Origin of the sequence: Mesorhizobium sp. M2A.F.Ca.ET.043.05.1.1, from assembly GCF_003952445.1 — a bacterium.
Lineage (GTDB): Bacteria > Pseudomonadota > Alphaproteobacteria > Rhizobiales > Rhizobiaceae > Mesorhizobium.
Window position 1 is genome coordinate 1,350,985 of the sequence record NZ_CP034446.1, and the last position, 21,047, is coordinate 1,372,031.

23 protein-coding genes are annotated in these 21,047 nt (G+C 63.5%); 13 read left to right on the forward strand and 10 right to left on the reverse strand.

Going from position 1 to position 21,047, the window contains the following annotated elements:
* Positions 1-74: 74 nt before the first annotated feature.
* The 3 genes from EJ069_RS06390 (at position 75) to sufA (ending at position 2,212) form a co-directional block, all read left to right on the forward strand.
* The gene (locus tag EJ069_RS06390) at positions 75-1,316 is read left to right on the forward strand and encodes a cysteine desulfurase (protein WP_126060579.1); all 1,242 of its coding nucleotides are present in this window, start codon (positions 75-77) and stop codon (positions 1,314-1,316) included.
* A 2-nt stretch (positions 1,317-1,318) separates the two neighbouring features.
* Positions 1,319-1,729 carry an SUF system Fe-S cluster assembly protein gene (locus EJ069_RS06395; RefSeq protein WP_189476200.1) on the forward strand — a complete coding sequence of 137 codons (411 nt, stop codon included), beginning with the start codon at positions 1,319-1,321 and terminating at the stop codon, positions 1,727-1,729.
* 102 nt (positions 1,730-1,831) lie between these two features.
* Complete coding sequence (gene sufA / locus EJ069_RS06400; RefSeq protein ID WP_041000813.1) at positions 1,832-2,212, forward strand: Fe-S cluster assembly scaffold SufA; 381 nt, start codon at positions 1,832-1,834, stop codon at positions 2,210-2,212.
* A gap of 22 nt (positions 2,213-2,234) precedes the next feature.
* Here the strand turns inward: sufA and EJ069_RS06405 are convergent, their stop codons facing one another.
* Entirely contained in the window at positions 2,235-2,693 is a 459-nt protein-coding gene (locus EJ069_RS06405) for a RidA family protein (protein ID WP_126060581.1), read from the reverse strand.
* Positions 2,694-2,771: 78 nt separating this feature from the next.
* The gene (locus EJ069_RS06410) at positions 2,772-3,269 is read right to left on the reverse strand and encodes a GFA family protein (RefSeq protein ID WP_126060582.1); all 498 of its coding nucleotides are present in this window, start codon (positions 3,267-3,269) and stop codon (positions 2,772-2,774) included.
* A gap of 90 nt (positions 3,270-3,359) precedes the next feature.
* Between EJ069_RS06410 and EJ069_RS06415 the strand changes: the two genes are divergently transcribed.
* Positions 3,360-3,683, forward strand: coding sequence for a TfoX/Sxy family protein (locus tag EJ069_RS06415; RefSeq protein ID WP_126060583.1), 324 nt, complete (start codon positions 3,360-3,362; stop codon positions 3,681-3,683).
* Between the two features lie 205 nt (positions 3,684-3,888).
* Here EJ069_RS06415 and EJ069_RS06420 read toward each other — a convergent pair whose 3' ends face one another.
* Both EJ069_RS06420 and EJ069_RS06425 read right to left on the reverse strand, forming a co-directional pair.
* Positions 3,889-4,806, reverse strand: a complete 918-nt coding sequence (locus EJ069_RS06420; RefSeq protein ID WP_126060584.1) for a pseudouridine-5'-phosphate glycosidase — start codon at positions 4,804-4,806, stop codon at positions 3,889-3,891.
* 39 nt (positions 4,807-4,845) lie between these two features.
* Positions 4,846-5,793 (reverse strand): carbohydrate kinase family protein, encoded by a 948-nt coding sequence (locus EJ069_RS06425; protein WP_126060585.1) that lies wholly within the window; start codon positions 5,791-5,793, stop codon positions 4,846-4,848.
* A 303-nt stretch (positions 5,794-6,096) separates the two neighbouring features.
* Here EJ069_RS06425 and recA point away from each other — a divergent pair, with 303 nt between their 5' ends.
* Positions 6,097-7,194: a recombinase RecA gene (recA, locus tag EJ069_RS06430; protein ID WP_040981289.1), complete on the forward strand. Its 1,098-nt coding sequence runs from the start codon at positions 6,097-6,099 to the stop codon at positions 7,192-7,194.
* Between the two features lie 328 nt (positions 7,195-7,522).
* On the forward strand, positions 7,523-10,192 hold the full coding sequence (gene alaS, locus EJ069_RS06435) for an alanine--tRNA ligase (protein ID WP_126060586.1): 2,670 nt from the start codon (positions 7,523-7,525) through the stop codon (positions 10,190-10,192).
* Positions 10,193-10,450: 258 nt separating this feature from the next.
* Here the strand turns inward: alaS and EJ069_RS33145 are convergent, their stop codons facing one another.
* From EJ069_RS33145 to EJ069_RS06450, 4 genes are all read right to left on the reverse strand, one after another.
* The gene (locus EJ069_RS33145) at positions 10,451-11,026 is read right to left on the reverse strand and encodes an IS630 family transposase (RefSeq protein WP_245456627.1); all 576 of its coding nucleotides are present in this window, start codon (positions 11,024-11,026) and stop codon (positions 10,451-10,453) included.
* Positions 10,966-11,406, reverse strand: coding sequence for a transposase (locus EJ069_RS33150; RefSeq protein ID WP_245456268.1), 441 nt, complete (start codon positions 11,404-11,406; stop codon positions 10,966-10,968). The genes EJ069_RS33145 and EJ069_RS33150 overlap by 61 nt, the downstream gene beginning before the upstream one ends.
* A 78-nt stretch (positions 11,407-11,484) precedes the next feature.
* Positions 11,485-12,111, reverse strand: a complete 627-nt coding sequence (locus EJ069_RS06445; RefSeq protein ID WP_126060587.1) for a glutathione S-transferase family protein — start codon at positions 12,109-12,111, stop codon at positions 11,485-11,487.
* 164 nt (positions 12,112-12,275) lie between these two features.
* On the reverse strand, positions 12,276-13,487 hold the full coding sequence (locus EJ069_RS06450; RefSeq protein WP_112127719.1) for an NADP-dependent isocitrate dehydrogenase: 1,212 nt from the start codon (positions 13,485-13,487) through the stop codon (positions 12,276-12,278).
* Positions 13,488-13,695: 208 nt separating this feature from the next.
* On the opposite strand from EJ069_RS06450, the gene EJ069_RS06455 reads away from it, so the two are divergent.
* The 3 genes from EJ069_RS06455 (at position 13,696) to murI (ending at position 16,212) form a co-directional block, all read left to right on the forward strand.
* A complete protein-coding gene (locus EJ069_RS06455) occupies positions 13,696-14,544 on the forward strand; it encodes an RNA methyltransferase (RefSeq protein WP_126060588.1) in 849 nt (282 codons plus the stop codon).
* 81 nt (positions 14,545-14,625) lie between these two features.
* A complete protein-coding gene (locus EJ069_RS06460; RefSeq protein ID WP_126060589.1) occupies positions 14,626-15,231 on the forward strand; it encodes a hypothetical protein in 606 nt (201 codons plus the stop codon).
* A gap of 180 nt (positions 15,232-15,411) precedes the next feature.
* On the forward strand, positions 15,412-16,212 hold the full coding sequence (gene murI / locus EJ069_RS06465) for a glutamate racemase (protein ID WP_126060590.1): 801 nt from the start codon (positions 15,412-15,414) through the stop codon (positions 16,210-16,212).
* Here murI and EJ069_RS06470 read toward each other — a convergent pair.
* Positions 16,209-17,594, reverse strand: a complete 1,386-nt coding sequence (locus EJ069_RS06470) for an RNB domain-containing ribonuclease (RefSeq protein WP_126060591.1) — start codon at positions 17,592-17,594, stop codon at positions 16,209-16,211. The genes murI and EJ069_RS06470 overlap by 4 nt on opposite strands.
* A 192-nt stretch (positions 17,595-17,786) precedes the next feature.
* Between EJ069_RS06470 and EJ069_RS06475 the strand changes: the two genes are divergently transcribed.
* Positions 17,787-17,969, forward strand: coding sequence for a DUF3008 family protein (locus tag EJ069_RS06475; protein ID WP_126060592.1), 183 nt, complete (start codon positions 17,787-17,789; stop codon positions 17,967-17,969).
* A 67-nt stretch (positions 17,970-18,036) separates the two neighbouring features.
* On the opposite strand, the gene EJ069_RS06480 is transcribed toward EJ069_RS06475, so the two are convergent.
* On the reverse strand, positions 18,037-18,240 hold the full coding sequence (locus EJ069_RS06480; protein ID WP_126060593.1) for a hypothetical protein: 204 nt from the start codon (positions 18,238-18,240) through the stop codon (positions 18,037-18,039).
* Positions 18,241-18,604: 364 nt separating this feature from the next.
* Here EJ069_RS06480 and rpsD point away from each other — a divergent pair, with 364 nt between their 5' ends.
* The 3 genes from rpsD (at position 18,605) to EJ069_RS06495 (ending at position 21,038) form a co-directional block, all read left to right on the forward strand.
* Positions 18,605-19,222: a 30S ribosomal protein S4 gene (gene rpsD / locus EJ069_RS06485; protein WP_040981269.1), complete on the forward strand. Its 618-nt coding sequence runs from the start codon at positions 18,605-18,607 to the stop codon at positions 19,220-19,222.
* Between the two features lie 102 nt (positions 19,223-19,324).
* On the forward strand, positions 19,325-20,221 hold the full coding sequence (ttcA, locus tag EJ069_RS06490) for a tRNA 2-thiocytidine(32) synthetase TtcA (RefSeq protein WP_126060594.1): 897 nt from the start codon (positions 19,325-19,327) through the stop codon (positions 20,219-20,221).
* On the forward strand, positions 20,211-21,038 hold the full coding sequence (locus tag EJ069_RS06495) for an inositol monophosphatase family protein (RefSeq protein WP_126060595.1): 828 nt from the start codon (positions 20,211-20,213) through the stop codon (positions 21,036-21,038). The genes ttcA and EJ069_RS06495 overlap by 11 nt, the downstream gene beginning before the upstream one ends.
* The last annotated feature ends 9 nt before the right edge of the window (positions 21,039-21,047 follow it).

Below are 21,047 nucleotides of genomic sequence, written 5' to 3' on the forward strand. Positions count from 1 at the left end.
TGGATTGGCGCGCAGCGCCGAGACGGATGAGGGGTGTTGGAAGGATCGCGGCCTTGGCCGGCAAGGACTTGGAAATGGACCAGAAGATCGAAACCACCCCTTATGACGTCGAGGCGATCCGCCGCGACTTCCCGATCCTGTCGCGCCAGGTCTATGGCAAGCCGCTGGTCTATCTCGACAATGGCGCTTCGGCGCAGAAGCCGCAGGTGGTGCTCGACACCATCCAGCACGCCTATAGCCAAGAATACGCCAACGTGCATCGCGGCCTGCATTTCCTGTCGAATGCCGCAACCGACGCCTATGAGAATGCGCGCAAGTCGGTGCAGCGGTTTTTGAACGCGCCGAGCACCGACAATATCGTCTTCACCTCCAACACCACCTCGGCGATCAACACGGTCGCCTATGGCTGGGGCATGCCGCGGATTGGCGAGGGTGACGAGATCGTGCTGTCGATCATGGAGCACCACTCCAACATCGTGCCCTGGCATTTCATCCGCGAGCGGCAGGGCGCGAAGCTGGTCTGGGTGCCGGTCGACGATCTCGGCGCATTTCACATCGAGGAATTCGAGAAGCGCCTGACCGACCGCACCAAGCTGGTCGCCATCACACAGATGTCCAACGCGCTGGGCACGGTGACGCCGATCAAGGAGATCGTGCGCATCGCGCATGCGCGTGGCATTCCGGTATTGGTCGACGGTAGCCAGAGCGCGGTGCACATGCCGATCGACGTGCAGGATCTTGACTGCGATTTCTTCGTCTTCACCGGACACAAAGTCTACGGCCCGTCGGGCATCGGCGTGCTCTACGGCAAGAAGCACAGGCTGGAAGAGATGCGGCCCTTCATGGGCGGCGGCGAGATGATCGAGGAGGTGACGGAAGACATCGTCACCTATAACGAGCCGCCGCACCGTTTCGAGGCAGGCACGCCGCCGATCGTGCAGGCGATCGGGCTGGGCGCCGCGCTCGATTACATGGAAACAGTCGGCCGCGAGCGCATCGCAGCGCACGAGGCGGACCTCAAGGCCTACGCGCATGAGCGGCTCCGGGCTATCAACTCGCTACGCATCTTCGGCGACGCACCCGGCAAGGGCGCCATCATCTCGTTCGAATTGCAGGGCATCCATGCCCATGACGTGTCGATGGTGATCGACCGGCAGGGCGTTGCCGTCCGCGCTGGCACCCACTGCGCCCAGCCGCTGTTGAAACGCTTCGGCGTCACCTCCACATGCAGGGCATCGTTCGGCATGTATAATACCAGGGCCGAAGTCGACGCTTTGGCCGAGGCGCTGGAAAAGGCGCGAAAGTTCTTCGGGTGATAATGATGAACGATGTGAGCGCGACCCAAGAGACTGCTCCGGAAACGGCTGGTCCGGAAACGGCCGGCAACGGTATCGTCTCGGCCTCGGCGATCCCCGCCGACGAGCTGGCGCGGCTGACCGACGACATCGTCTCCGCGCTGAAGACGGTCTATGACCCGGAAATCCCGGCCGATATCTATGAGCTCGGCCTCGTCTACAAGATCGACATCGAGGACGACCGTTCGGTCAAGATCGACATGACCCTAACCGCGCCGGGCTGCCCCGTGGCCGGCGAGATGCCGGGCTGGGTCGAGAACGCCGTCGGCGCCGTCGAAGGCGTTTCCGGTGTCGAAGTCAACATGGTGTTCGATCCGCCGTGGACGCCCGACCGCATGTCGGAAGAGGCGCAGGTCGCAGTGGGTTGGTACTAGCAGGCACAGGCTGGCGCACTTGCGCCAGTGGTAAAACTTCACCATTTTAGGTGAGAATCATTCGGCAGGCCTTGAACCTGCAGGGAATGGAGAAGGAAGAATATGGGACGCTTCGCCGTCATCACGATGACCGAAAAGGCCGCCGACCGCGTGCGCGAGATCGTGGCTGCGCGCGACAACGCACATGGCATCCGCCTCGGCATCAAGAAGGGCGGTTGCGCCGGTATGGAATACACGGTCGACCTGGTAACCGAGCCGAACCCCAAGGACGACCATATCGAGCGTGACGGCGCGCATGTCTATGTCGCGCCGGAAGCCGCGCTTTTCCTATTCGGCACAGAGATGGATTTCGAGCAGACGACGCTGCGCACCGGCTTCACCTTCAAGAACCCGAACCAGAGCTCGGCCTGCGGCTGCGGTGAATCCGTCGAATTGAAGCCTGCCGACCTCAAGGCGCTTGCCGAGGCGCGCGCTTCGGCCTGACCAAGCCCGCCGGCGCTTCCGCTCAGTCCGGCAGCGCGGCAATGACGACAAGCTCAACAACAAGATCGGGCTGCGCCAGCGCAGCGACGCCGATCACTTCCGATGGCGGCGGGTTGTTGTAGCTGCAGTGCTTCGGGCAATGTTCGGCAAAGAATTCGTCCAGCACGTCCAGACGGAAGTTGGGTGAGCTGAGGACGCCGCCGGACGGAAACGGCCCTTTGACGTAGAACGTCATCTTAACCAGGTGGTCGAGCGAGCTGCCAAGTTCCTCCAGATCGGACTTGATATTCGCAAGGATTTCGCGCCACTGCGCGGCCGCGTCGCCGACAGCGCCACCCTGGTGTTTCGACGGATCGTAGTCGTCGACTGTGGCTGTGTTGCCGCAGAGGAAAACATACCCCTTTGCGTCGGTGACGACCGTTCCTTTGCCCCAGGGCATCAAACGATCGCCTTTGAATTTCTTGTGCGTCGTGAGGTTCACTTCGGCCTCCTCTCGCCAGATGGTTGCCTTGACGCAATTCCGGGCGGAAAACCGATGGGCAGTTTTGCAGGAATTGCTCTAATCAACCCACATGCCCGTGCGTTTGTGCCAATCGGCGATCGATTCCTCGGGATAGACCTCGAAGACCTTGTCCTTCTTGCCGACCATCGGCTCGACCCAATTCGCTTTGTATTTCAGCATCAGATGCACCTTTTCCGGTGGCTTCGGCAGGTCGGTGTCGATGGCCGAGGCGAAGGGATGGACGAGATCCGGCCAGGTCGGGTCGTACAGCCAGAGCGCCGCGCCGCATTTGCGGCAGAAATTGCGCTCGCCGGTCGAGACCTCGCAATGCGGATGCTCGTCATCCTCGATCTCGGCGCGATAGACGCCGAGGCTGCGCTTGCCCCTGATTTTCATCGTTTCGTAGTCGGCGCCGAGATTGATCGCAAAGCCGCCGCCGCCCTGCTGCTTGCGGCAGATCGAGCAGTAGCAGAGCATGAACGGCACCGGCGTGTGGCTATCCACCTCGAACCGGACGGCGCCGCAGCGGCAGGAGCCTTTGAGCAGGACAGGCATGGCGGGAACTCCGTTTTCCAGGTCTCGACCTGTCAGCATGCCTTTGGTTGCGGCGATGACAAGGCCGATAACGGATGAGATGATCGCGCCATGGATAATACGCGCCTTGAAGAACTGTTCGAAAGCCTCGGCCCGATCAGCATCCGAAAACTGTTCGGCGGCAAGGGCATCTATTGCGAGGGCGTCATCGTCGCGGTGGTGGTGCGCGGCGAACTGATGCTCAAGGCGGATGAGGAGACGATACCCGATTTCGAGGCCGCTGGTTCCAGCCGATGGACCTATGCCGGTTCGCGCCACGGCAAGGAGGTCGCGATGCCCTATTGGAGCGTGCCGGACGAGGCGTTCGACGATCCGGATGAGATGGCGATGTGGGCGCGGCGTGCTTATGAGGCGGGAAGACGGGCGGGGAAGTGATTTGATCCGTTATTGAAGACTACGAGGGCACGTCGAGGCCGCCCCCTCATCCGGCCGCTTCGCGGCCACCTTCTCCCCGTTGGGGAGAAGAGGTTGGCGCAGGCGCTGTCAGCTCCTCTCCCCTTGGGGAGAGGTCGGATTGCCCCGAATTGCTCTTCGCATTTCGGCCTTGGCAATCCGGGTGAGGGGGCTTCGACGTGTGTCCTTACAGCGCCTTCGCGATCTCCGCCGCCAGCCGGGCATTGTTCTCGACCAGCGCGATGTTGGTCTTGAGGCTGCGGCCGCCGGTGAGTTCGAGGATCTTCGACAGCAGAAACGGCGTTACCGCCTTGCCGGTCACATTCTGCGCCTCGGCCGCCTTCTGCGCGGCGTCGATGTAGGCGGCCATTTCGTCGGCCGGGATCTCGTCATCCCGTGGCACGGGATTGGCGACCAGGATGCCGCCGCCCAGGCCGAGCGCCTGGCGCGTGCGGTAGAAATGGGCGATGTCCTCAGGCGCCTGCAGCGTCAGCGGCGCGCGGAAGGGCGACTGCCTCGACCAGAAGGCCGGCATCGTTTCGCTGCCATGGCCGATGACCGGCACGCCGCGTGTCTCCAACACTTCCAGCGTCTTTTCGATGTCGAGGATCGCCTTGGCGCCGGCCGAGACGACGATGACCGGCGTGCGCGCCAGCTCGTCGAGGTCGGCCGAGATGTCGAAGCTTTTTTCGGCGCCCTTGTGGACGCCGCCGATGCCGCCGGTGGCGAACACCTTTATCCCGGCCATATGCGCGGCGATCATCGTGGCCGCAACCGTGGTGCCGCCCGTGCGCTTTTGAGCGACCGCGAAGCCGAGATCGGCGCGCGACAGCTTCATGGCGTCGCCGGTCATGGCGAGCGATTCGCGTTCGCCGTCCGAGAGGCCGATCTTGATGCGGCCGTCGACCACGGCGATCGTCGCCGGCATCGCGCCGGCATCGGCGATGATCTGCTCGACCTTGGCCGCCATGGCGCCATTGTCGGGGTAGGGCATGCCGTGGGTGATGATGGTGGATTCCAGCGCCACCACGGGCCGGCCGGCGGCAAGCGCCTCCGCCACGGGCGGGTGGATGTCGACGAAGGGGCGGGCGGTCTCGGGCGTCATGGCTGTCTCCGACAAGGAGGAAGTAGATTGTGGGTGGCCCTATGCCACCTCCCGTGCCTCCGGCACAAGGGCAAGCGCCTGCGTGAAATTGGCGGTCGTGAAGGACGGCACGGCCTCGGAACTCTCGATGGCGAGCATCGCGGCCGCGACGCCCTCGCGCAGCGCTGCGCGCAGCGGCAGGCCCCGCAGCAGGGCGGCGACCGTCGCGCCGGTCAGCGCATCGCCGGCGCCGGTCACGTCGGCGACCCGGCGCGGCGCGGGCGGGTCGATTTCTAAGATGCCGGCGTCGTCGAAGCCCAGCACCGGAGCGCTGCCGGCGGTGATCACGCCGGCGTTCAGGCCGACCTGCCTGAGTGCGTCGACAAGGGCTTCTCCTGACATTTCGGCGCCAACCAGCGCGGCGGCTTCGCGGCGGTTCATGAAGAGCAGCGACAGATCACTGAGCAGAGGCGCCAGGCGGACAACCTTGGCCGGCGAGACGGCGATGGCAAAGACCGGCCGGTCGCCGGCGAGCGCAACCAGGCGCTCCAGCGCCGCGGTCGGCAGGTTAGCGTCGCACAGGATAGCGTCGGCCGCGGCGATCGCCTCGCGCACCTTGGAACGCCTCATCTGCTTGGGGAACGCGAGATCATAGAGCGCCATGTCGGCCAGTCCGACGATCAATTCGCCCTCGGCGTCGATCAGCGCCGTGTAGCTCGGCGTCGTGCGGTCGAGGAACACCACCGAGAGGTCCGTTATCCCAGCGTTGTCGATCGCCGAGGCGACCGAGTCCGCCGCCGCGTCGCCGCCGCGCACCGAGATCAGCGAGGCAGACACGCCGCGCTTCACCACGCTGCGCAGCGCGTTGAAAACGACGCCGCCGACATCCTCGCGCATCATGCCGGGATTGGAGGCGGCTGGCACATAGGTACCCGAGACCTGGCCGCGCCGGTCGATATGGGCGCCGCCAAAAGCCAAGATCGTTGGGGCCAGGATCGTTGGGGCCATGATAGTTGGGGATGTCGGCATTTCGGGTCGCTGACTTTCATTGATCGTGCGGCTGCGCACACTAGGTTTCCCCGGGTCACCCTGCAATCGGGGCCGCGATTCGGGATGGCCGGACATCGAAATCTCTTCTGGACCAGCGATTGTGCTCCGCACTAGCCCTGGTGAGACAAAAATAGAACAAATCCAGATATTGATTGTTTTTCAGTTATTTGTTGCCCCTTGCCAAATGAGAACAAAAAAGGTACAAAACAGCAGGGATCACGGATTGTCCGGCCTTCATTGACGACCAAGGGGTGATGTATCATGGCTCAGAATACTTTGCGGCTTGTAGAGGATAAGGCAGTGGACAAATCAAAGGCTCTGGACGCGGCGCTGTCGCAAATCGAGCGCGCTTTCGGCAAGGGCTCGATCATGCGGCTCGGCGCCAACGAGCAGGCGGTCGAGATCGAAACCGTACCGACCGGCTCGCTCGGCCTCGACATCGCGCTTGGCGTCGGCGGGCTGCCGCGCGGCCGTATCGTTGAGATCTACGGGCCGGAAAGCTCGGGCAAGACGACGCTGGCGCTGCACACGGTTGCGGAAGCGCAGAAGAAGGGCGGCATCTGCGCCTTCGTCGATGCCGAGCACGCGCTCGATCCGGTCTATGCCCGCAAGCTCGGCGTCGACCTCGAGAACCTCCTGATCTCGCAGCCCGACACCGGCGAGCAGGCGCTGGAAATCTGCGACACGCTGGTGCGTTCGGGCGCCATCGACGTGCTGGTGGTCGATTCGGTCGCGGCGCTGACGCCGCGCGCTGAAATCGAGGGCGAGATGGGCGACGCGCTGCCCGGTCTCCAGGCCCGCCTGATGAGCCAGGCGCTGCGCAAGCTGACCGCCTCGATCTCGCGCTCCAACACCATGGTCATCTTCATCAACCAGATCCGCATGAAGATCGGTGTCATGTTCGGCTCGCCCGAGACCACGACCGGCGGCAACGCGCTGAAATTCTACGCCTCGGTGCGCCTCGACATCCGCCGCATCGGCTCGGTCAAGGACCGCGACGAGGTCGTGGGCAACCAGACCCGCGTCAAGGTGGTCAAGAACAAGCTGGCCCCGCCCTTCAAGGTGGTCGAGTTCGACATCATGTATGGCGAGGGCGTGTCCAAGACCGGCGAGCTTGTCGATCTCGGGGTCAAGGCCGGCGTGGTCGAGAAGTCGGGCGCCTGGTTCTCCTATAATTCGCAGCGTCTCGGCCAGGGTCGCGAGAACGCAAAACTGTTCCTGCGCGACAATCCCGACACGGCGCGCGAGATCGAGATGGCGCTTCGGCAGAATGCCGGGCTGATCGCCGAGAAATTCCTCGAGAATGGCGGCTCCGAAGGCGGGGACGACGGTTTCGAGGATGAAGCCGGCGCCATGTAGGCCGGTTCCAGGAAGATCGCGCGGCGGTTTCCTGTTCGGCGCAGGCAGTTCGTCGGCTTAGCCGGAGTTCGGCCACAATCCTGGTTTATTTGGTTATGCTTATGTAATCGCGTTCTTGAGTACTGCGTACCCGAACCGCCGGCCTTCGCGCCGGCGGTTTTGCGTTTCGCGGGCGGTTTTGAGCCGCTGCCCGCTTGCCGATTGGCCCAACTCCGTGTTTCTGGACAGGCTCAAGAGCTATCGCTAAAAGGCCCATCTATCTTCTGAAATACCAAAGCCCATTTGCCGCCGGCCGGGCCGGTGGTTCTTGCGAAAAAGGCAGTGTGCAATGAGTGGCGTGAACGACATCCGGTCGACATTCCTCGACTACTTCCGCAAGGAGGGCCACGAGATCGTCGCCTCCAGCCCGCTGGTGCCGCGCAATGACCCGACGCTGATGTTCACCAACGCCGGCATGGTGCAGTTCAAGAACGTTTTCACCGGCCTGGAGAAGCGCTCCTATTCGCGCGCCGCGACCGCGCAGAAGAGCGTGCGCGCCGGCGGCAAGCACAATGACCTCGACAATGTCGGTTATACCGCGCGCCATCTCACCTTCTTCGAGATGCTCGGCAATTTCTCGTTCGGCGACTACTTCAAGGAGCGCGCGATCGAGCTTGCCTGGAACCTGATCACCAAGGGTTTCGGCCTGAAGAAGGACAAGTTGCTCGTCACCGTCTATCACACCGACGAGGAGGCGGCAGCTTACTGGAAGAAGATCGCCGGCTTCTCGGACGATCGCATTATCCGCATTCCGACTTCCGACAATTTCTGGGCGATGGGCGACACCGGCCCGTGCGGTCCCTGCTCGGAGATCTTCATCGACCGCGGCGAGCATATCTGGGGCGGCCCGCCCGGCAGCCCGGAAGAGGACGGCGACCGATTCCTGGAATTCTGGAACCTGGTGTTCATGCAGTATGAGCAGGTGACGAAGGAAGAGCGCATCGACCTGCCGCGTCCCTCGATCGACACCGGCATGGGGCTGGAGCGCATGGCCTCCATCCTGCAAGGCGTCGAAAGCGTCTTCGAGACCGACCTGTTCAAGCATCTGATCGATGCCGCGTCCTCGGCGCTCGGCCAGGGGCCGAACCAGGAGAATGTGGCGTCATATCGCGTGATCGCCGATCACCTGCGCTCGTCCTCTTTCCTGGTGGCGGACGGCGTGCTGCCCTCCAACGAAGGGCGCGGCTATGTGCTGCGCCGCATCATGCGTCGCGCCATGCGCCATGCGCAGTTGCTCGGCGCCAAGGAACCGCTGATGTGGCAGCTGGTGCCGGCGCTGGTGCGTGAGATGGGCCAGGCCTATCCCGAGCTGGTGCGCGGCGAGGCGCTGATCACCGAGACACTGAAGCTCGAGGAAACACGTTTCCGCAAGACGCTGGTGCGCGGCCTCGGCCTGCTTTCGGACGCGACCGAGTCCCTCAAGGCTGGCGACATGCTGGACGGCGAGACGGCCTTCAAACTCTACGACACCTACGGCTTTCCGCTCGACCTGACGCAGGATGCGCTGCGCCAGCGCAGCATCTCGGTCGATATCGCCGGCTTCACCGACGCGATGGAGCGGCAGAAGGCCGAGGCGCGCGCGCATTGGGCGGGCTCGGGCGAAGCCGCGACCGAGACTGTGTGGTTCTCGGTGCGCGAAAAGACGGGTGCCACCGAATTCCTCGGCTACGAGACTGAAGCCGCAGAAGGCATCGTCCAGGCGCTGGTCAAGGACGGCAAGACGATCGACAGCGCCTCCCAGGGCGACGCGGTCGCCGTGGTCGTCAACCAGACGCCGTTCTATGGCGAATCCGGCGGCCAGATGGGCGACGCCGGCGTGATCTCCGGCGAGGGCTTCTCGATCGAGGTTTCCGATACCCAGAAGAAGGCCGACGGTCTGTTCGTGCATCTGGGCAAAGTGGTCAAAGGCACGGTGAAGATCGGTGCCGCCGTCGAGCTCAAGGTCGACCATGCCCGCCGCTCGAAGCTGCGCGCCAACCATTCGGCGACGCATCTCATCCATGAGGCACTGCGCGAGGTGCTGGGGACCCATGTCGCGCAGAAGGGCTCGCTGGTCGCGCCCGATCGCCTGCGCTTCGACATCTCGCACAACAAGCCGATCTCGGCCGATGAGCTCGAGGAGGTAGAGCGCATGGCGAACGAGATCGTCGTGCAGAACAGCCCGGTGACGACGCGGCTGATGTCGGTCGATGACGCCATCGCCGAGGGCGCGATGGCGCTGTTCGGCGAGAAGTATGGCGACGAGGTGCGCGTCGTGTCGATGGGCACCGGCCTGCACGGCGCCAAGGCCAATCGTCCCTATTCGGTCGAGCTTTGCGGCGGCACGCATGTCCGCTCGACCGGCGATATCGGCCTGGTTCGCATTCTCTCGGACAGTGCTGTGGCGGCCGGCGTGCGCCGCATCGAGGCGCTGACCGGCGAGGCGGCACGCAGGCATCTCGACGAACAGGACAAGCGCCTGAAGGCCGCCGCGGCGACGCTGAAGATCTCGCCGGCCGATGTGCCGGCGCGCGTCGAGACACTGCTCGAGGAGCGCAAGAAGCTCGAAAAGGAGCTGACCGAAGCGCGCAAGAAGCTGGCGCTGGGCGGCGGCTCGGCCGTTGCCGATGCCCCGGCTGCCAACGAGACGGTCGCCGGCGTCGGTTTCCTTGGTAAGGCGGTCAGCGGCGTGGCGCCGAAGGACCTGAAGCCACTGGCCGATGCCGGCAAGAAGACGCTCGGCTCGGGCGTGGTCGTCTTTGTCGGCGCCGGCGAGGACAACAAGGCAAGCGTGGTCGTTGGCGTCACCGACGACCTGACCGGCCGCTTCAGCGCCGTCGATCTCGTCCGCGTCGCGTCCGCAGCGCTTGGCGGGCAGGGCGGCGGCGGCCGTCCCGACATGGCGCAGGCCGGCGGTCCAGATGCGTCCAAGGCCAATGACGCGATTGCGGCGGTGAAGGCCGCGCTGGAGGCGGCTTAAGATGGTTGGCTTAGCGTAGGCCGGTTCCTAGTTCTGCGAGGTCAGCGCTGCCCCTCATCTGGCTGCCGCCATCTTCTCCCCGTTGAACGGGGAGAAGGCGCTGCTATCGCGGCTTTCGCCAAAGGTCAGCAGGTGCAGGAAAGGCGCCGGCGTTGCAACCGCTTCTTTCTCCCCGTTTACGGGGAGAAATGCCCGGCAGGGCAATGAGGGGCGATGCCGACGTTGAGGAAATTCACTCGGCCTAAAAGCACGTCGCGTTTAATTTGCCTCATATCCGGCAGCTTTGAAGAAGTTTCTGCACTGTAGCGGGTCGAACAGGTCGCATATGTCCTTGAGCGCGTTGCATAAGTCGTCGAAGGATCGCGCGGCCTTCTTTCTGAGCAGCGCCTTGAGTTTCGAGAAGGCCATTTCGATTGGGTTGAGGTCCGGCGAGTAGGCCGGCAGCGGCAGCAGCCAGGCACCGCGCTGGCGCACCAGCTCGGCCGCCCGCTCGCTCTTGTGGAAGGCGACATTGTCGAGGATGACGACGTCGCCCGGTTTGAGTTCGGGTGCAAGCTGGGTTTCGACATAGAGTTCAAAACGCGCCTTGTTCATCGGCGCATCGATGATCCAAGGCGCGATCATGGCATGGCATCTCAAGCCGGCGATGAAGGTCTGCGTCTTCCAGCCGCCGAACGGCGCGGATGTTCGATAACGTTGGCTCTTGGGCGCCCAGCCGGTTCGCTTGGTCAGCCGTGTGTTGGTCGAGGTCTCGTCAATGAAGACGAGGCGCGTCAAGGCCTTGTCGAAGAACGGTTTGCGCCGCCCGATCCAATGCTCGCGCGCCTGCCGGATGTCGGGACGCTGGTGCTCGCTCGCCCGGAGTGTCTTTTTTTGTGACTGAGGCCCAGCCGGTGAAGCAGACGGGCCACGTTCGACCGGTGCACCGTGATGCCGCGCCCGTCCAGCTCCACGCACAGTTCGTCGAGCGTCAGATCGCCATTCTCGGCCATCCGCTGGCGCACGAAGTCGGCATGAGCGGCCAGCTTGCCGCCGCCAGGGCCGTGGCCTTGCCGGCGCGGCTCAAGCGTACCTCTCTCGGCGCGCAGCTTCATCAGATCGTTCACGAACTTCGGCGAAACCCTAAAATGACGCGACGCCTCACGGTTGCTGTTGCCCTCATCCACAAACGCCGCAACACGCTTACGCAACGCCATCGGTAACGGCTTGCCCATCACGGTTCTCCCTTCCACCGCAATGAATCATCAAACCGTCACTCTGGGAATCCCGAATCCTTTAAAGGGCGACGCGCTTTAAGCGACCTTTTCAGTCCGCACAAAGCTCGCACCATCAGCCACGCGCGCAAACCAATCTCGGATTTCCGCAAACCGCGCCAACAGGCTGCGCCCTTCCTCGACCTTCAGGAAATAGGCGATGATCGGCGCCGCGTGCAGGTCGGCCAGCGTCAGTTGCTCGCCAAGCAACCAGGGTCCTTTTGCCTTCAGCGATGTCAGGACCTTGAGCACGGTCTCGGCCTGGCGGAGCCCGGCGGCGATCAGCGCCTCATCCGGCGGCGTTTTCTCCAGCCGCTCGACCGCCACATCCCAGACCATGGCGCGGTAGCCATAGGCATCGAGCATGCCGATGATCTGGTTCATCCGCGCTCGAAGGCGCGGATCAGTAGGCTGAAGGGCCGGACCCTCGAAGGCTTCGTCGACATAGCGCGCAATTGCGCCGGTCTCGAACAGGCGAAAGCCGTCATGCTCGAAGGCCGGGATGCGGCCGAACGGGTGATGTTCCAGATACCAGGCGGAAATGCCGTCGGCGGCGAAGATGTCGAGCGGCACCAGCTCGTAGCCGATGCCTTTCTCCTCCAACGTCATCCGCGCGATGCGCACATAAACGCTGTAGTCGGCGCCATAGAGGATCGGCTTGGCCATCGCTTCCGCTCTTTTTGCTTAACCCACAAAAAAACGAAGGCTCCTTTCGGAGCCTTCGACACTAAGGGACTTTGTCACACGGCCCGGCCCTGCGCTATGGCTCCGGGCGTTCGTCGCTTGAAAAGCCCATTTTGGGGCTTTTCATGCGCTTCGCGCACCACTCCTCACCCCATTGCCTTCTGCAAATTCTCGTCGATCTTGTCGAGGAAGCCGGTGGTAGAGAGCCAGGGCTGGTCGGGGCCGATCAGCAGCGACAGGTCCTTGGTCATGAAGCCGCTTTCGACGGTCTGGATGCAGACCTTCTCCAGCGTCTCGGCGAAGCGCTTCAGCTCGGCATTGTCGTCGAGCTTGGCGCGGTGGGCGAGGCCGCGCGTCCAGGCGAAGATCGAGGCGATCGAATTGGTCGAGGTTTCCTCGCCCTTCTGATGCTGGCGGTAGTGGCGGGTCACGGTGCCGTGCGCGGCTTCGGCTTCCACCGTCTTGCCATCGGGGGTCATCAGCACCGAGGTCATCAGGCCGAGTGAGCCAAAACCTTGCGCGACGGTGTCGGACTGCACGTCGCCGTCATAGTTCTTGCACGCCCAGACATAGCCGCCGGACCATTTCAGGCTCGAAGCGACCATGTCGTCGATCAGGCGGTGCTCGTACCAGAGTTTCCTTGCCTTGAACTCGGCCTCGAATTCCTTCTCATAGACCTCCTGGAAGATATCCTTGAAGCGGCCGTCATAGGCCTTGAGGATGGTGTTCTTGGTCGACAGGTAGACCGGGAAGTTGCGCAGCAGGCCGTAGTTCAGCGAGGCGCGGGCGAACTCGCGGATCGACTCGTCGAGATTGTACATGGCCATGGCCACGCCGGCGCCCGGCGCGTCATAGACCTCGTGCTCGATCACCTGGCCGTCCTCGCCGACGAACTTGATCGTCAGCTTGCCCTTGCCGGGGAAGCGGAAGTCGGTGGCGCGATACTGGTCGCCGAAGGCGTGACGACCGACGACGATAGGCTTGGTCCAGCCCGGCACCAGGCGCGGCACGTTCTTCATGATGATCGGCTCGCGGAAGATGGTGCCGCCAAGGATGTTGCGGATGGTGCCGTTGGGCGACTTCCACATCTTCTTCAGCTTGAACTCCTCGACGCGCGCCTCGTCCGGGGTGATCGTCGCGCATTTCACGCCGACGCCCCATTTCTTGATGGCGTTGGCCGAGTCGATCGTCACCTGGTCGTTGGTGGCGTCGCGGTGCTCGATGCCGAGATCGTAGTATTCAAGCTTCAGGTCGAGATAGGGGTGGATCAGCTTGTCCTTGATGAACTGCCAGATGATGCGGGTCATCTCGTCGCCGTCGAGTTCGACGACCGGGTTCGCCACCTTGATCTTCGCCATGGAAAGAGTGCCTCGTTGCTGGGGGAACTGGACGGCCTTGCCCGCATGGTTTCGGCCGGGGATGCGGAGCGTATATCAAAGGCTTTTTCAGCGCGCAAACCACGATCCGCGCCGGGATGGACGTGTGCCGCTGTTGTGAATGCTTCATTTTCCGGACGAGATGTGGCAGGGGACGCCGAAACGCCGCAAACCCCGGTTACCCACAGCCATGCCAGCCACCGAAGATACAGCCAAGACCGCCTCCGCCGGACCGGCGATCATCCTGGTCGAGCCGCAGCTCGGCGAGAACATCGGCATGGTCGCCCGCGCCATGGCGAATTTCGGCTTGTCGGAACTGCGCCTTGTCAACCCGCGCGATGGCTGGCCGAGCGAGAAGGCGCGCGCGGCCGCCAGTCGTGCCGATCATGTCATCGACGCCACCCGGGTCTTCGACGATCTGGCGTCGGCCGTTGCCGACCTGAACTTCGTCTTCGCCACGACGGCGCGCGAGCGCGACGGCTTCAAGCCTGTGCGTGGGCCGGTGGAAGCGGGCAGGGCGCTGAGGGCACGCGTCGAGGCGGGCCAGCGCACCGGCATTCTGTTCGGGCGCGAGCGCTTCGGCCTCTATAATGACGAGGTCGGGCTTGCCGACGAGATTGTCACTTTTCCGGTCGATCCGGGGTTCTCCTCGCTCAACATCGCGCAAGCGGTGCTTTTGATGTCCTATGAATGGATGAAGTCCGGCCTTGCCGACGAGATTGAGACCAATTTCTCCGGGCCGGAGCTGGTGCCGGCGACCAAGGAGCAGCTGCACAGCCTGTTCGCCTATCTGGAGAACGCGCTGGAGGCGCGAGGCTACTTCCGCCCGGAAGAAAAGAAGCCGAAGATGGTCGACAATCTGCGCGCCGTATTGACGCGCGCGGGCTTTGCCGAGCCGGAGCTGAAGGTTCTGCGCGGCATCATCTCCTCGCTCGACCGGTTCTCGCCGGCCATGCCGCGCGGCGATGGCTCGCCTGGGGATGATCCGAGGCGGCTGCCGGCGGCTGCGCGAAGTCGCGCCAAAGACGAAGAAAGTTAAAATCCGTAAGCTATGAGCATTTGAAGTAACCGATTTTTATTCGGTTATGCCTCATCCTTGCTGCAATAGTGGGGGTGGCACATGTTTACGTCCAATATTGGCCGGCTGCGCTTTTTCCTTTACTCTCTCGGTCTTGCTGTTGCCGAAGCCGTGGTGATCGTTGTCTGCATTGTCGGCACGATCGGTTTCGAAGGACTGATCAATTCGGCACCTGGCCCGGCGCGGCAGGGCATGGCGGGCGCCGTCCTGATCGCCTCGCTTATCTTTGTCGCGCTGCGCGGCAACATCGCCTCGCGCCGCACCCGCGACGCCAATGGACGCCGCTGGATCCTGTGGGCCTATGTCGCCCTTTCCGCCGTCTATGCTCTTCTGCAGGCGGGCGTGCTGCTGGTCGTCAAATTCGACGATCCCGAGAGCATCCCGGGCGGGCTGAACCTGCTTGGGCTTTCGATATTCGGCCTTTGGTGCACAATTCTCTGGGCGAAGCCCGTCGCAGGAAGCAACATCGACGAGCTGACGGATGTTTTCGACTTCGACGGTCCGCTGCCGGCATCGGCTCGCACTGCGCGCACCGCTGCGCCGGCCGCTCCACGCGCCGCGGCTGCCGCTGCAACTCCCCGCGTGCCGCCCGCGCCGCAGCCCTTCGGCCGGCCGCGCCCCGCCGGCTTCGGCAAGCGCGGCATATGAGCGAGCCTGCGAGACAGCTGCGCAAAAGCTGCTCGCATTCGCCTCTTCAAGACCAAGATCATTCGCGATAGAAGTGCCTGCGGTCCAATCACGGACCTGCCGCCTCTCTTTGTTTTGACGCAATTCCGGACGGAAAACCGTTTCACACTTTTCCTGGAATTGCTCTATGACCGGATGACAATGAGCGATCGATCAAGCCAGCGCCCGATCCTGATGTTCGATTCCGGCGTCGGCGGTCTGACGGTGCTGCGCGAGGCGCGCGTGCTGATGCCCGACCGCCGCTTCGTCTATGTCGCCGACGACGCGGCTTTTCCTTATGGCGCCTGGGAAGAGCCGGCTCTCAAGGAACACATCCTTACGCTGTTCGGCAAATTGCTCGACCGGCTGCAGCCGGCGATTTCGGTCATAGCCTGCAACACCGCGTCGACGCTGGTGATCGACGCGCTGCGCGACAAATTCCCCGGACATCCGTTTGTCGGCACCGTGCCGGCAATCAAGCCGGCGGCCGAGCGCACGCGATCCGGCCTCGTCTCCGTGCTGGCGACACCCGGCACGGTGAAACGCCAATACACGCGCGACCTGATCAGCAAATGGGCGCAGAAATGCCATGTGCGCCTGGTCGGTAGCGACCGGCTGGCGGGGTTGGCCGAAATCTATATGCGCCAAGGCTTTGTCGATGAAGAAGCCGTGCGCGCCGAAATCGCGCCTTGTTTCATCGAGCGCGAGGGCAACCGCACCGATATCGTGGTGCTCGCCTGCACGCATTATCCGTTTCTCATCAACCGCATGCGCAAGACCGCGCCCTGGCCGGTCGACTGGATCGATCCGGCCGAAGCGATTGCCCGGCGCGCCATGTCGCTGCTCGACCCTGTTGGCGAGACATCGGGTGAGAGCGAGCCCGATCTCGCCGTCTTCACCTCAGGCAAGGCGGATTTCGCCACGCGACGCCTGATCCAAGGATTTGGACTGACCGCGCTCTAGCCGGCAGTCTCGAAGAGGATGCTGCGTTGATCCGGATCGGCCGAGACCAGTTTCACCGTGAGATCGTCGCCCTGCCTGAGCCCGGAGGCTTTCACGTTGGCGACGACAGGCATGTCGGCAAGCTGCGCGCGCACGCCATGATCGACGAAGTCGGTGACGACGGCCTTGAACGTCTCACCCTCGTGTCCTTTGAGCATCACCGCCTCGGCAAGGTCGATGGCCGCATGGTTGATCTGCGAGGCTCGGGCATCGCCGCGCCCCATCACCTTCGGCAACCTGGCGAAGGCGTCGCTGACCGCCTGCGGCACGGGCTGACCGTTGGCGATTGCCAGCGCGCAGCGCACGACGTAGCGGTCGGCAAGCCGCCTGAGCGGGGCCGTGGCATGCGCATAAGTTGCGGCCATCGCCTCATGCCAGGGGACGACGCCCTGCTGATAGGGCTGGTAGGACGCGCCGTTGCCCGCTCGGCGGATTTCCAGCATCAGCGCCGCCTGTTGCGGATCGGCCGGATCGAGCGTGCGCTGATAGTCGCGCAGGCTGGTGGAGGCCGGCCAGGACAGGCCGAGCGCCTGCGCCGCGCTGCGCAGCCTTTGCACCTTGGAGGCATCAGGCCCCGACATCACCCGGAACAGCCCGGTCTTGTGCGCCAGCATGGCGTCGGCGATCGCCATATTGGCGGCCAGCGAAAGTGCTGCATTGTCCTGTTCGGATTGCAGCAGCGGCCTGAACGAAAGCCGGAACGTGCCGTCGGCGAGCCTTTCCACCTCCTGCTCGGGCGGATCGACGCGCGAAGCACCGCGACGCTCTTCGTTTGCCGCCATACGCCGCGCCAGTTCCGCGAAGCCGGCCGGAACATCTGAAGCCTTGACGCTGTCATAGGCGAGCTTGGCGCGGCTTTGGATGATCGCCCGCTCCGCGCCGTCCAGCTTCACCGCGCCGTCCCCGGCAACCCGAACCGTGAAGATGACCGCCGGGCGGGGTCCATGGGGCAACAGGCTCGCCGCGGCCTCGGCAAGCACCGGCGGGTAGAGCCCGGCCTTGCCGTCCGGCAAATAAAGCGTCTCGCCTCGGTTCCAGGCTTCGAGATCAATCGCGTCGCCGTCCTCGACGAACCAGGCCACGTCGGCGATGGCATAATGCAAGAGGAGATCGCCGCCGCTCGCCTCAATCGAAAAGGCCTGATCAAGATCAGTGGAACTCGCCGGATCGAGCGTGACGAAAGGCATTGCGGTGCGGTCGGCATGCTGGCTGGGCACACGCCTGGCCGCCGCTTCCGCCGCAGCCATCACCTCCGGCGGAAATTCATCCGGCACGTGGAACTCGGTGCGGATCTTCGCGAGGCCGGTGGAGAGTGCCTGTGAGGGATCGGTCAGCGATTTCATGCCGTTGTCCTACACTGGCGTCCCGGACGCGGGAAGTCTGCCAGCGAAGATCGGGCTTCCGGGGATTGACGATGCGGACGCCGGAACTGGCGCCGAGGCGCGGCGTTTCTGCTCTATCTGATTGACGCAGTTCCTGACGGAAACCGTTTCACACCTTTCCTGGAATTGCTCTCAAGCATTGGAGAAACGACCATGCCTGCCACATCGCAAGCCCAGCAAAAGGCAGCCGGCGCAGCGCTTTCCGCCAAGCGTGGTGAGACCAAGAAGAGCGAGCTCAAAGGCGCGTCGCGCGAGATGTATGAGTCGATGAGCGAGAAGCAGCTCGAAGAGTTCGCCGAGACCAAGCGCAAGGGCCTGCCCAGCAAGAAGTCATAGATCGCGATCGGATGAAAAGCCCGCGGTGTTGGCCGCGGGCTTCCGTTGAGGTCTTGCCGAAAGAAGGCTAGCGGCGCCACCAGCAGTATTTCGTCTTATAGCGCACGACATGGCGGTGGCCGTGGCGCCAGACGACTCTTTTCTTCACCACCACGCGGCACACCTGCTTGTGGCCGTGCCAATGCCTGGCCATGGCCGGTTCTGGCGTCATGACCGCCATCGAACCGGCCAAGACGGCGGCTCCGGTCAGGGTAAGGAAGAATTTCTTCATGGGAATTCGCACTCCTCTGCTCCAGTCCCTTCATCATTTGCTGGGCGTTTGGATCCGAAGACGCCGCCCTATGCCGCCGGCGTGCAACTTTCCGCCACGGCCAACGCCGCATGCAACGCAGGGATGATATCGAGTTGCCGTCGGCGTCGCCAGCCGCAAGCTTGACAGCGGTTAAATCTGTGTTTAACAGGCCCCCCAACACCGGGTGGCGACGCCCAGTGGTTTCTTTTGACGTGTCCCGTGGGTTTGCCGTCGCTTTGCGTGGGAAACTCTGTCAGGTCTCGAAAACGGAGGCCAGAGGAGGGCGCGTTTCCTTCGCCCGGAGCCATGGGGTTCCGGGTATATTGTTTTGAAAGGGAATGCGATGAGCAAGCGCGAATCCGCGAAATACAAGATCGACCGCCGTCTCGGCGAAAACATCTGGGGCCGCCCGAAGTCCCCGGTCAACAAGCGTGAATACGGCCCCGGCCAGCATGGCCAGCGCCGCAAGGGCAAGCTTTCCGACTTCGGCCTGCAGCTGCGCGCCAAGCAGAAGCTGAAGGGTCACTATGGCGACGTTTCGGAAAAGCAGTTCCGCAAGGTCTATGAAGAGGCCAACCGCCGCAAGGGCGACACCTCCGAGAACCTGATCGGCCTGCTGGAGTCGCGCCTCGACGCGATCGTCTATCGCGCCAAGTTCGTGCCGACCATCTTCGCCGCCCGTCAGTTCGTCAACCATGGCCACGTCAACGTCAACGGCAAGCGCACGAACATCGGTTCGTATCGCTGCAAGCCGGGCGACGTCATCGAGGTGCGCGAGAAGTCGAAGCAGCTCGTGATCGTTCTGGAATCGGTCGCTCTCGCCGAGCGCGACGTGCCGGACTATATCGAAGCCGACCACAACAAGATGACCGCGACCTTCGCACGCGTTCCGGGGCTGTCGGACGTACCGTTCGCCGTGCAGATGGAACCGAACCTGGTCGTCGAATTCTACTCGCGCTGATCGACATCAATCAGCCGCAACATCCAAGGCCGCCCTCGAGGCGGCCTTTTCTTTGGCGATCAGGTCCGCTAAGCGGAGCGCTGACAACGCGGAGCCGGCGCCATGAACATGCTGCCAGACCTCAAATCCCTGGAGCCGATCGACGACGAGACCGATGGCGGTTTCCACCCACTGTTCCGCGACGTGCCGTCCTCGGTCGAATTCAGCAAGCTTCGCAAGCGGCTGTTGAGGCTCACCCGCCAGGCGATCGAGGATTTCGCCATGGTGAAGCCGGGCGAACGCTGGCTGGTCGCGCTCTCGGGCGGCAAAGATTCCTACGGCCTGCTGGCGCTTTTGCTCGACCTCAAATGGCGCGGTTTGCTGCCGGTCGATCTGCTTGCCTGCAATCTCGATCAGGGCCAGCCGAATTTCCCAAAACACATCCTGCCCGATTATCTCAACGCCAATGGCATCGCGCACCGCATCGAATACCAGGACACGTATTCGGTGGTGACCGACAAGCTGCCGCAGGGCAGCACCTATTGCTCGCTCTGTTCGCGGCTGCGGCGCGGCCATCTCTATCGCATCGCGCGCGAGGAGGGGTGTTCGGCGCTGGTGCTCGGCCATCACCGCGAGGACATCCTCGAGACCTTCTTCATGAACCTGTTCCATGGCGGGCGTCTCGCCGCCATGCCGCCCAAGCTTCTCAATGACGAGGGCGACGTCATGGTGCTGCGGCCGCTCGCCTATAGCGCCGAGGCCGACCTCGAAAAATTCGCCAACGCCATGAAATTCCCCATCATTCCCTGCGACCTCTGCGGCAGCCAGGAAGGGCTGCAGCGCAACGCCATGAAGGCGATGCTCGACGACATCGAGAAGCGCATGCCGGGCCGCAAGGACACGATGATCCGCGCCATGACCAATGTAAGGCCCTCGCATCTCCTGGACAGGAAGCTGTTCGACTTCGCCGCGCTCGATGCGCGCCTCACCACAGGGCAAGACATTTCCGATGACATTTGACGACCGCGCGATCGACTGGCTGGCCGAACTTCTCGCGGAGGCCGCCAGGGCGGAAATTATGCCGCGCTTCCGCAAGCTGGGCGAGGGCGACGTGCGCCAGAAGACGTCCGCTGCCGACCTCGTCACCGAGGCGGACGTCAACGCCGAGAGGCTGATCACCGGCCGGCTGCGCGAGCGCTATCCAGACGCTATGGTGGTTGGCGAGGAGGCCTGCTCCGACAATCCGGCGCTGCTGTCGGGCCTTGGCGATGCCGCGCTTGCCTTCGTCATCGATCCGGTCGACGGCACTTTCAACTTCGCCTCCGGTGTGCCGCTGTTCGGCGTCATGGCCGGCGTCGTCGTCAATGGCGAGACCGTCGCCGGCATCATCCACGATCCGGTCGGCAAGGATTGGCTGATCGGCGCCAAGGGCGCGGGCAGCCATATCCGCCACGCGCATGGCGCGCTGGAGAAGGTCCGCGTCGCGGCGCCGGTGCCGATGTCGCAGATGACCGGCGCCGTTTCCTGGCAGTTCCTCGAAGAGCCTGAGCGCTCGCGGCTCGCCCGCAACCAGACCAAGACGCTGTCGCAATTCGCCTATCGCTGCGCGGCGCATGAATACCGGCTGCTTGCCAGCGGTCACGCCCATTTCGTGCTCTACAACAAGCTGATGCCCTGGGATCATCTCGCCGGCGCGCTGATCCATCAGGAAGCCGGCGGCCATGTCGCGCGCGTCGACGGCAGCGCCTATCTGCCGTCGCATGTCGACGGCGGCCTGCTGGTCGCACCGGACAAGCAAAGCTGGGACGAGTTGCGCCGCGAGCTCTGGGCCGAATAGGCATAAACC

Bases quoted from the DNA above. Each gene is read 5' to 3' on its own strand.
- EJ069_RS06390 (WP_126060579.1), top strand. From the start codon at position 75: ATGGACCAGAAGATCGAAACCACCCCTTATGACGTCGAGGCGATCCGC.
- EJ069_RS06395 (WP_189476200.1), top strand. From the start codon at position 1,319: ATGATGAACGATGTGAGCGCGACCCAAGAGACTGCTCCGGAAACGGCT.
- sufA (WP_041000813.1), top strand. From the start codon at position 1,832: ATGGGACGCTTCGCCGTCATCACGATGACCGAAAAGGCCGCCGACCGC.
- EJ069_RS06410 (WP_126060582.1), bottom strand. From the start codon at position 3,269: ATGCCTGTCCTGCTCAAAGGCTCCTGCCGCTGCGGCGCCGTCCGGTTC.
- EJ069_RS06415 (WP_126060583.1), top strand. From the start codon at position 3,360: ATGGATAATACGCGCCTTGAAGAACTGTTCGAAAGCCTCGGCCCGATC.
- EJ069_RS06420 (WP_126060584.1), bottom strand. From the start codon at position 4,806: ATGACGCCCGAGACCGCCCGCCCCTTCGTCGACATCCACCCGCCCGTG.
- EJ069_RS06425 (WP_126060585.1), bottom strand. From the start codon at position 5,793: ATGGCCCCAACGATCCTGGCCCCAACGATCTTGGCTTTTGGCGGCGCC.
- recA (WP_040981289.1), top strand. From the start codon at position 6,097: ATGGCTCAGAATACTTTGCGGCTTGTAGAGGATAAGGCAGTGGACAAA.
- alaS (WP_126060586.1), top strand. From the start codon at position 7,523: ATGAGTGGCGTGAACGACATCCGGTCGACATTCCTCGACTACTTCCGC.
- EJ069_RS33150 (WP_245456268.1), bottom strand. From the start codon at position 11,406: ATGGGCAAGCCGTTACCGATGGCGTTGCGTAAGCGTGTTGCGGCGTTT.
- EJ069_RS06445 (WP_126060587.1), bottom strand. From the start codon at position 12,111: ATGGCCAAGCCGATCCTCTATGGCGCCGACTACAGCGTTTATGTGCGC.
- EJ069_RS06450 (WP_112127719.1), bottom strand. From the start codon at position 13,487: ATGGCGAAGATCAAGGTGGCGAACCCGGTCGTCGAACTCGACGGCGAC.
- EJ069_RS06455 (WP_126060588.1), top strand. From the start codon at position 13,696: ATGCCAGCCACCGAAGATACAGCCAAGACCGCCTCCGCCGGACCGGCG.
- EJ069_RS06460 (WP_126060589.1), top strand. From the start codon at position 14,626: ATGTTTACGTCCAATATTGGCCGGCTGCGCTTTTTCCTTTACTCTCTC.
- murI (WP_126060590.1), top strand. From the start codon at position 15,412: ATGAGCGATCGATCAAGCCAGCGCCCGATCCTGATGTTCGATTCCGGC.
- EJ069_RS06470 (WP_126060591.1), bottom strand. From the start codon at position 17,594: ATGAAATCGCTGACCGATCCCTCACAGGCACTCTCCACCGGCCTCGCG.
- EJ069_RS06475 (WP_126060592.1), top strand. From the start codon at position 17,787: ATGCCTGCCACATCGCAAGCCCAGCAAAAGGCAGCCGGCGCAGCGCTT.
- EJ069_RS06480 (WP_126060593.1), bottom strand. From the start codon at position 18,240: ATGAAGAAATTCTTCCTTACCCTGACCGGAGCCGCCGTCTTGGCCGGT.
- rpsD (WP_040981269.1), top strand. From the start codon at position 18,605: ATGAGCAAGCGCGAATCCGCGAAATACAAGATCGACCGCCGTCTCGGC.
- ttcA (WP_126060594.1), top strand. From the start codon at position 19,325: ATGAACATGCTGCCAGACCTCAAATCCCTGGAGCCGATCGACGACGAG.
- EJ069_RS06495 (WP_126060595.1), top strand. From the start codon at position 20,211: ATGACATTTGACGACCGCGCGATCGACTGGCTGGCCGAACTTCTCGCG.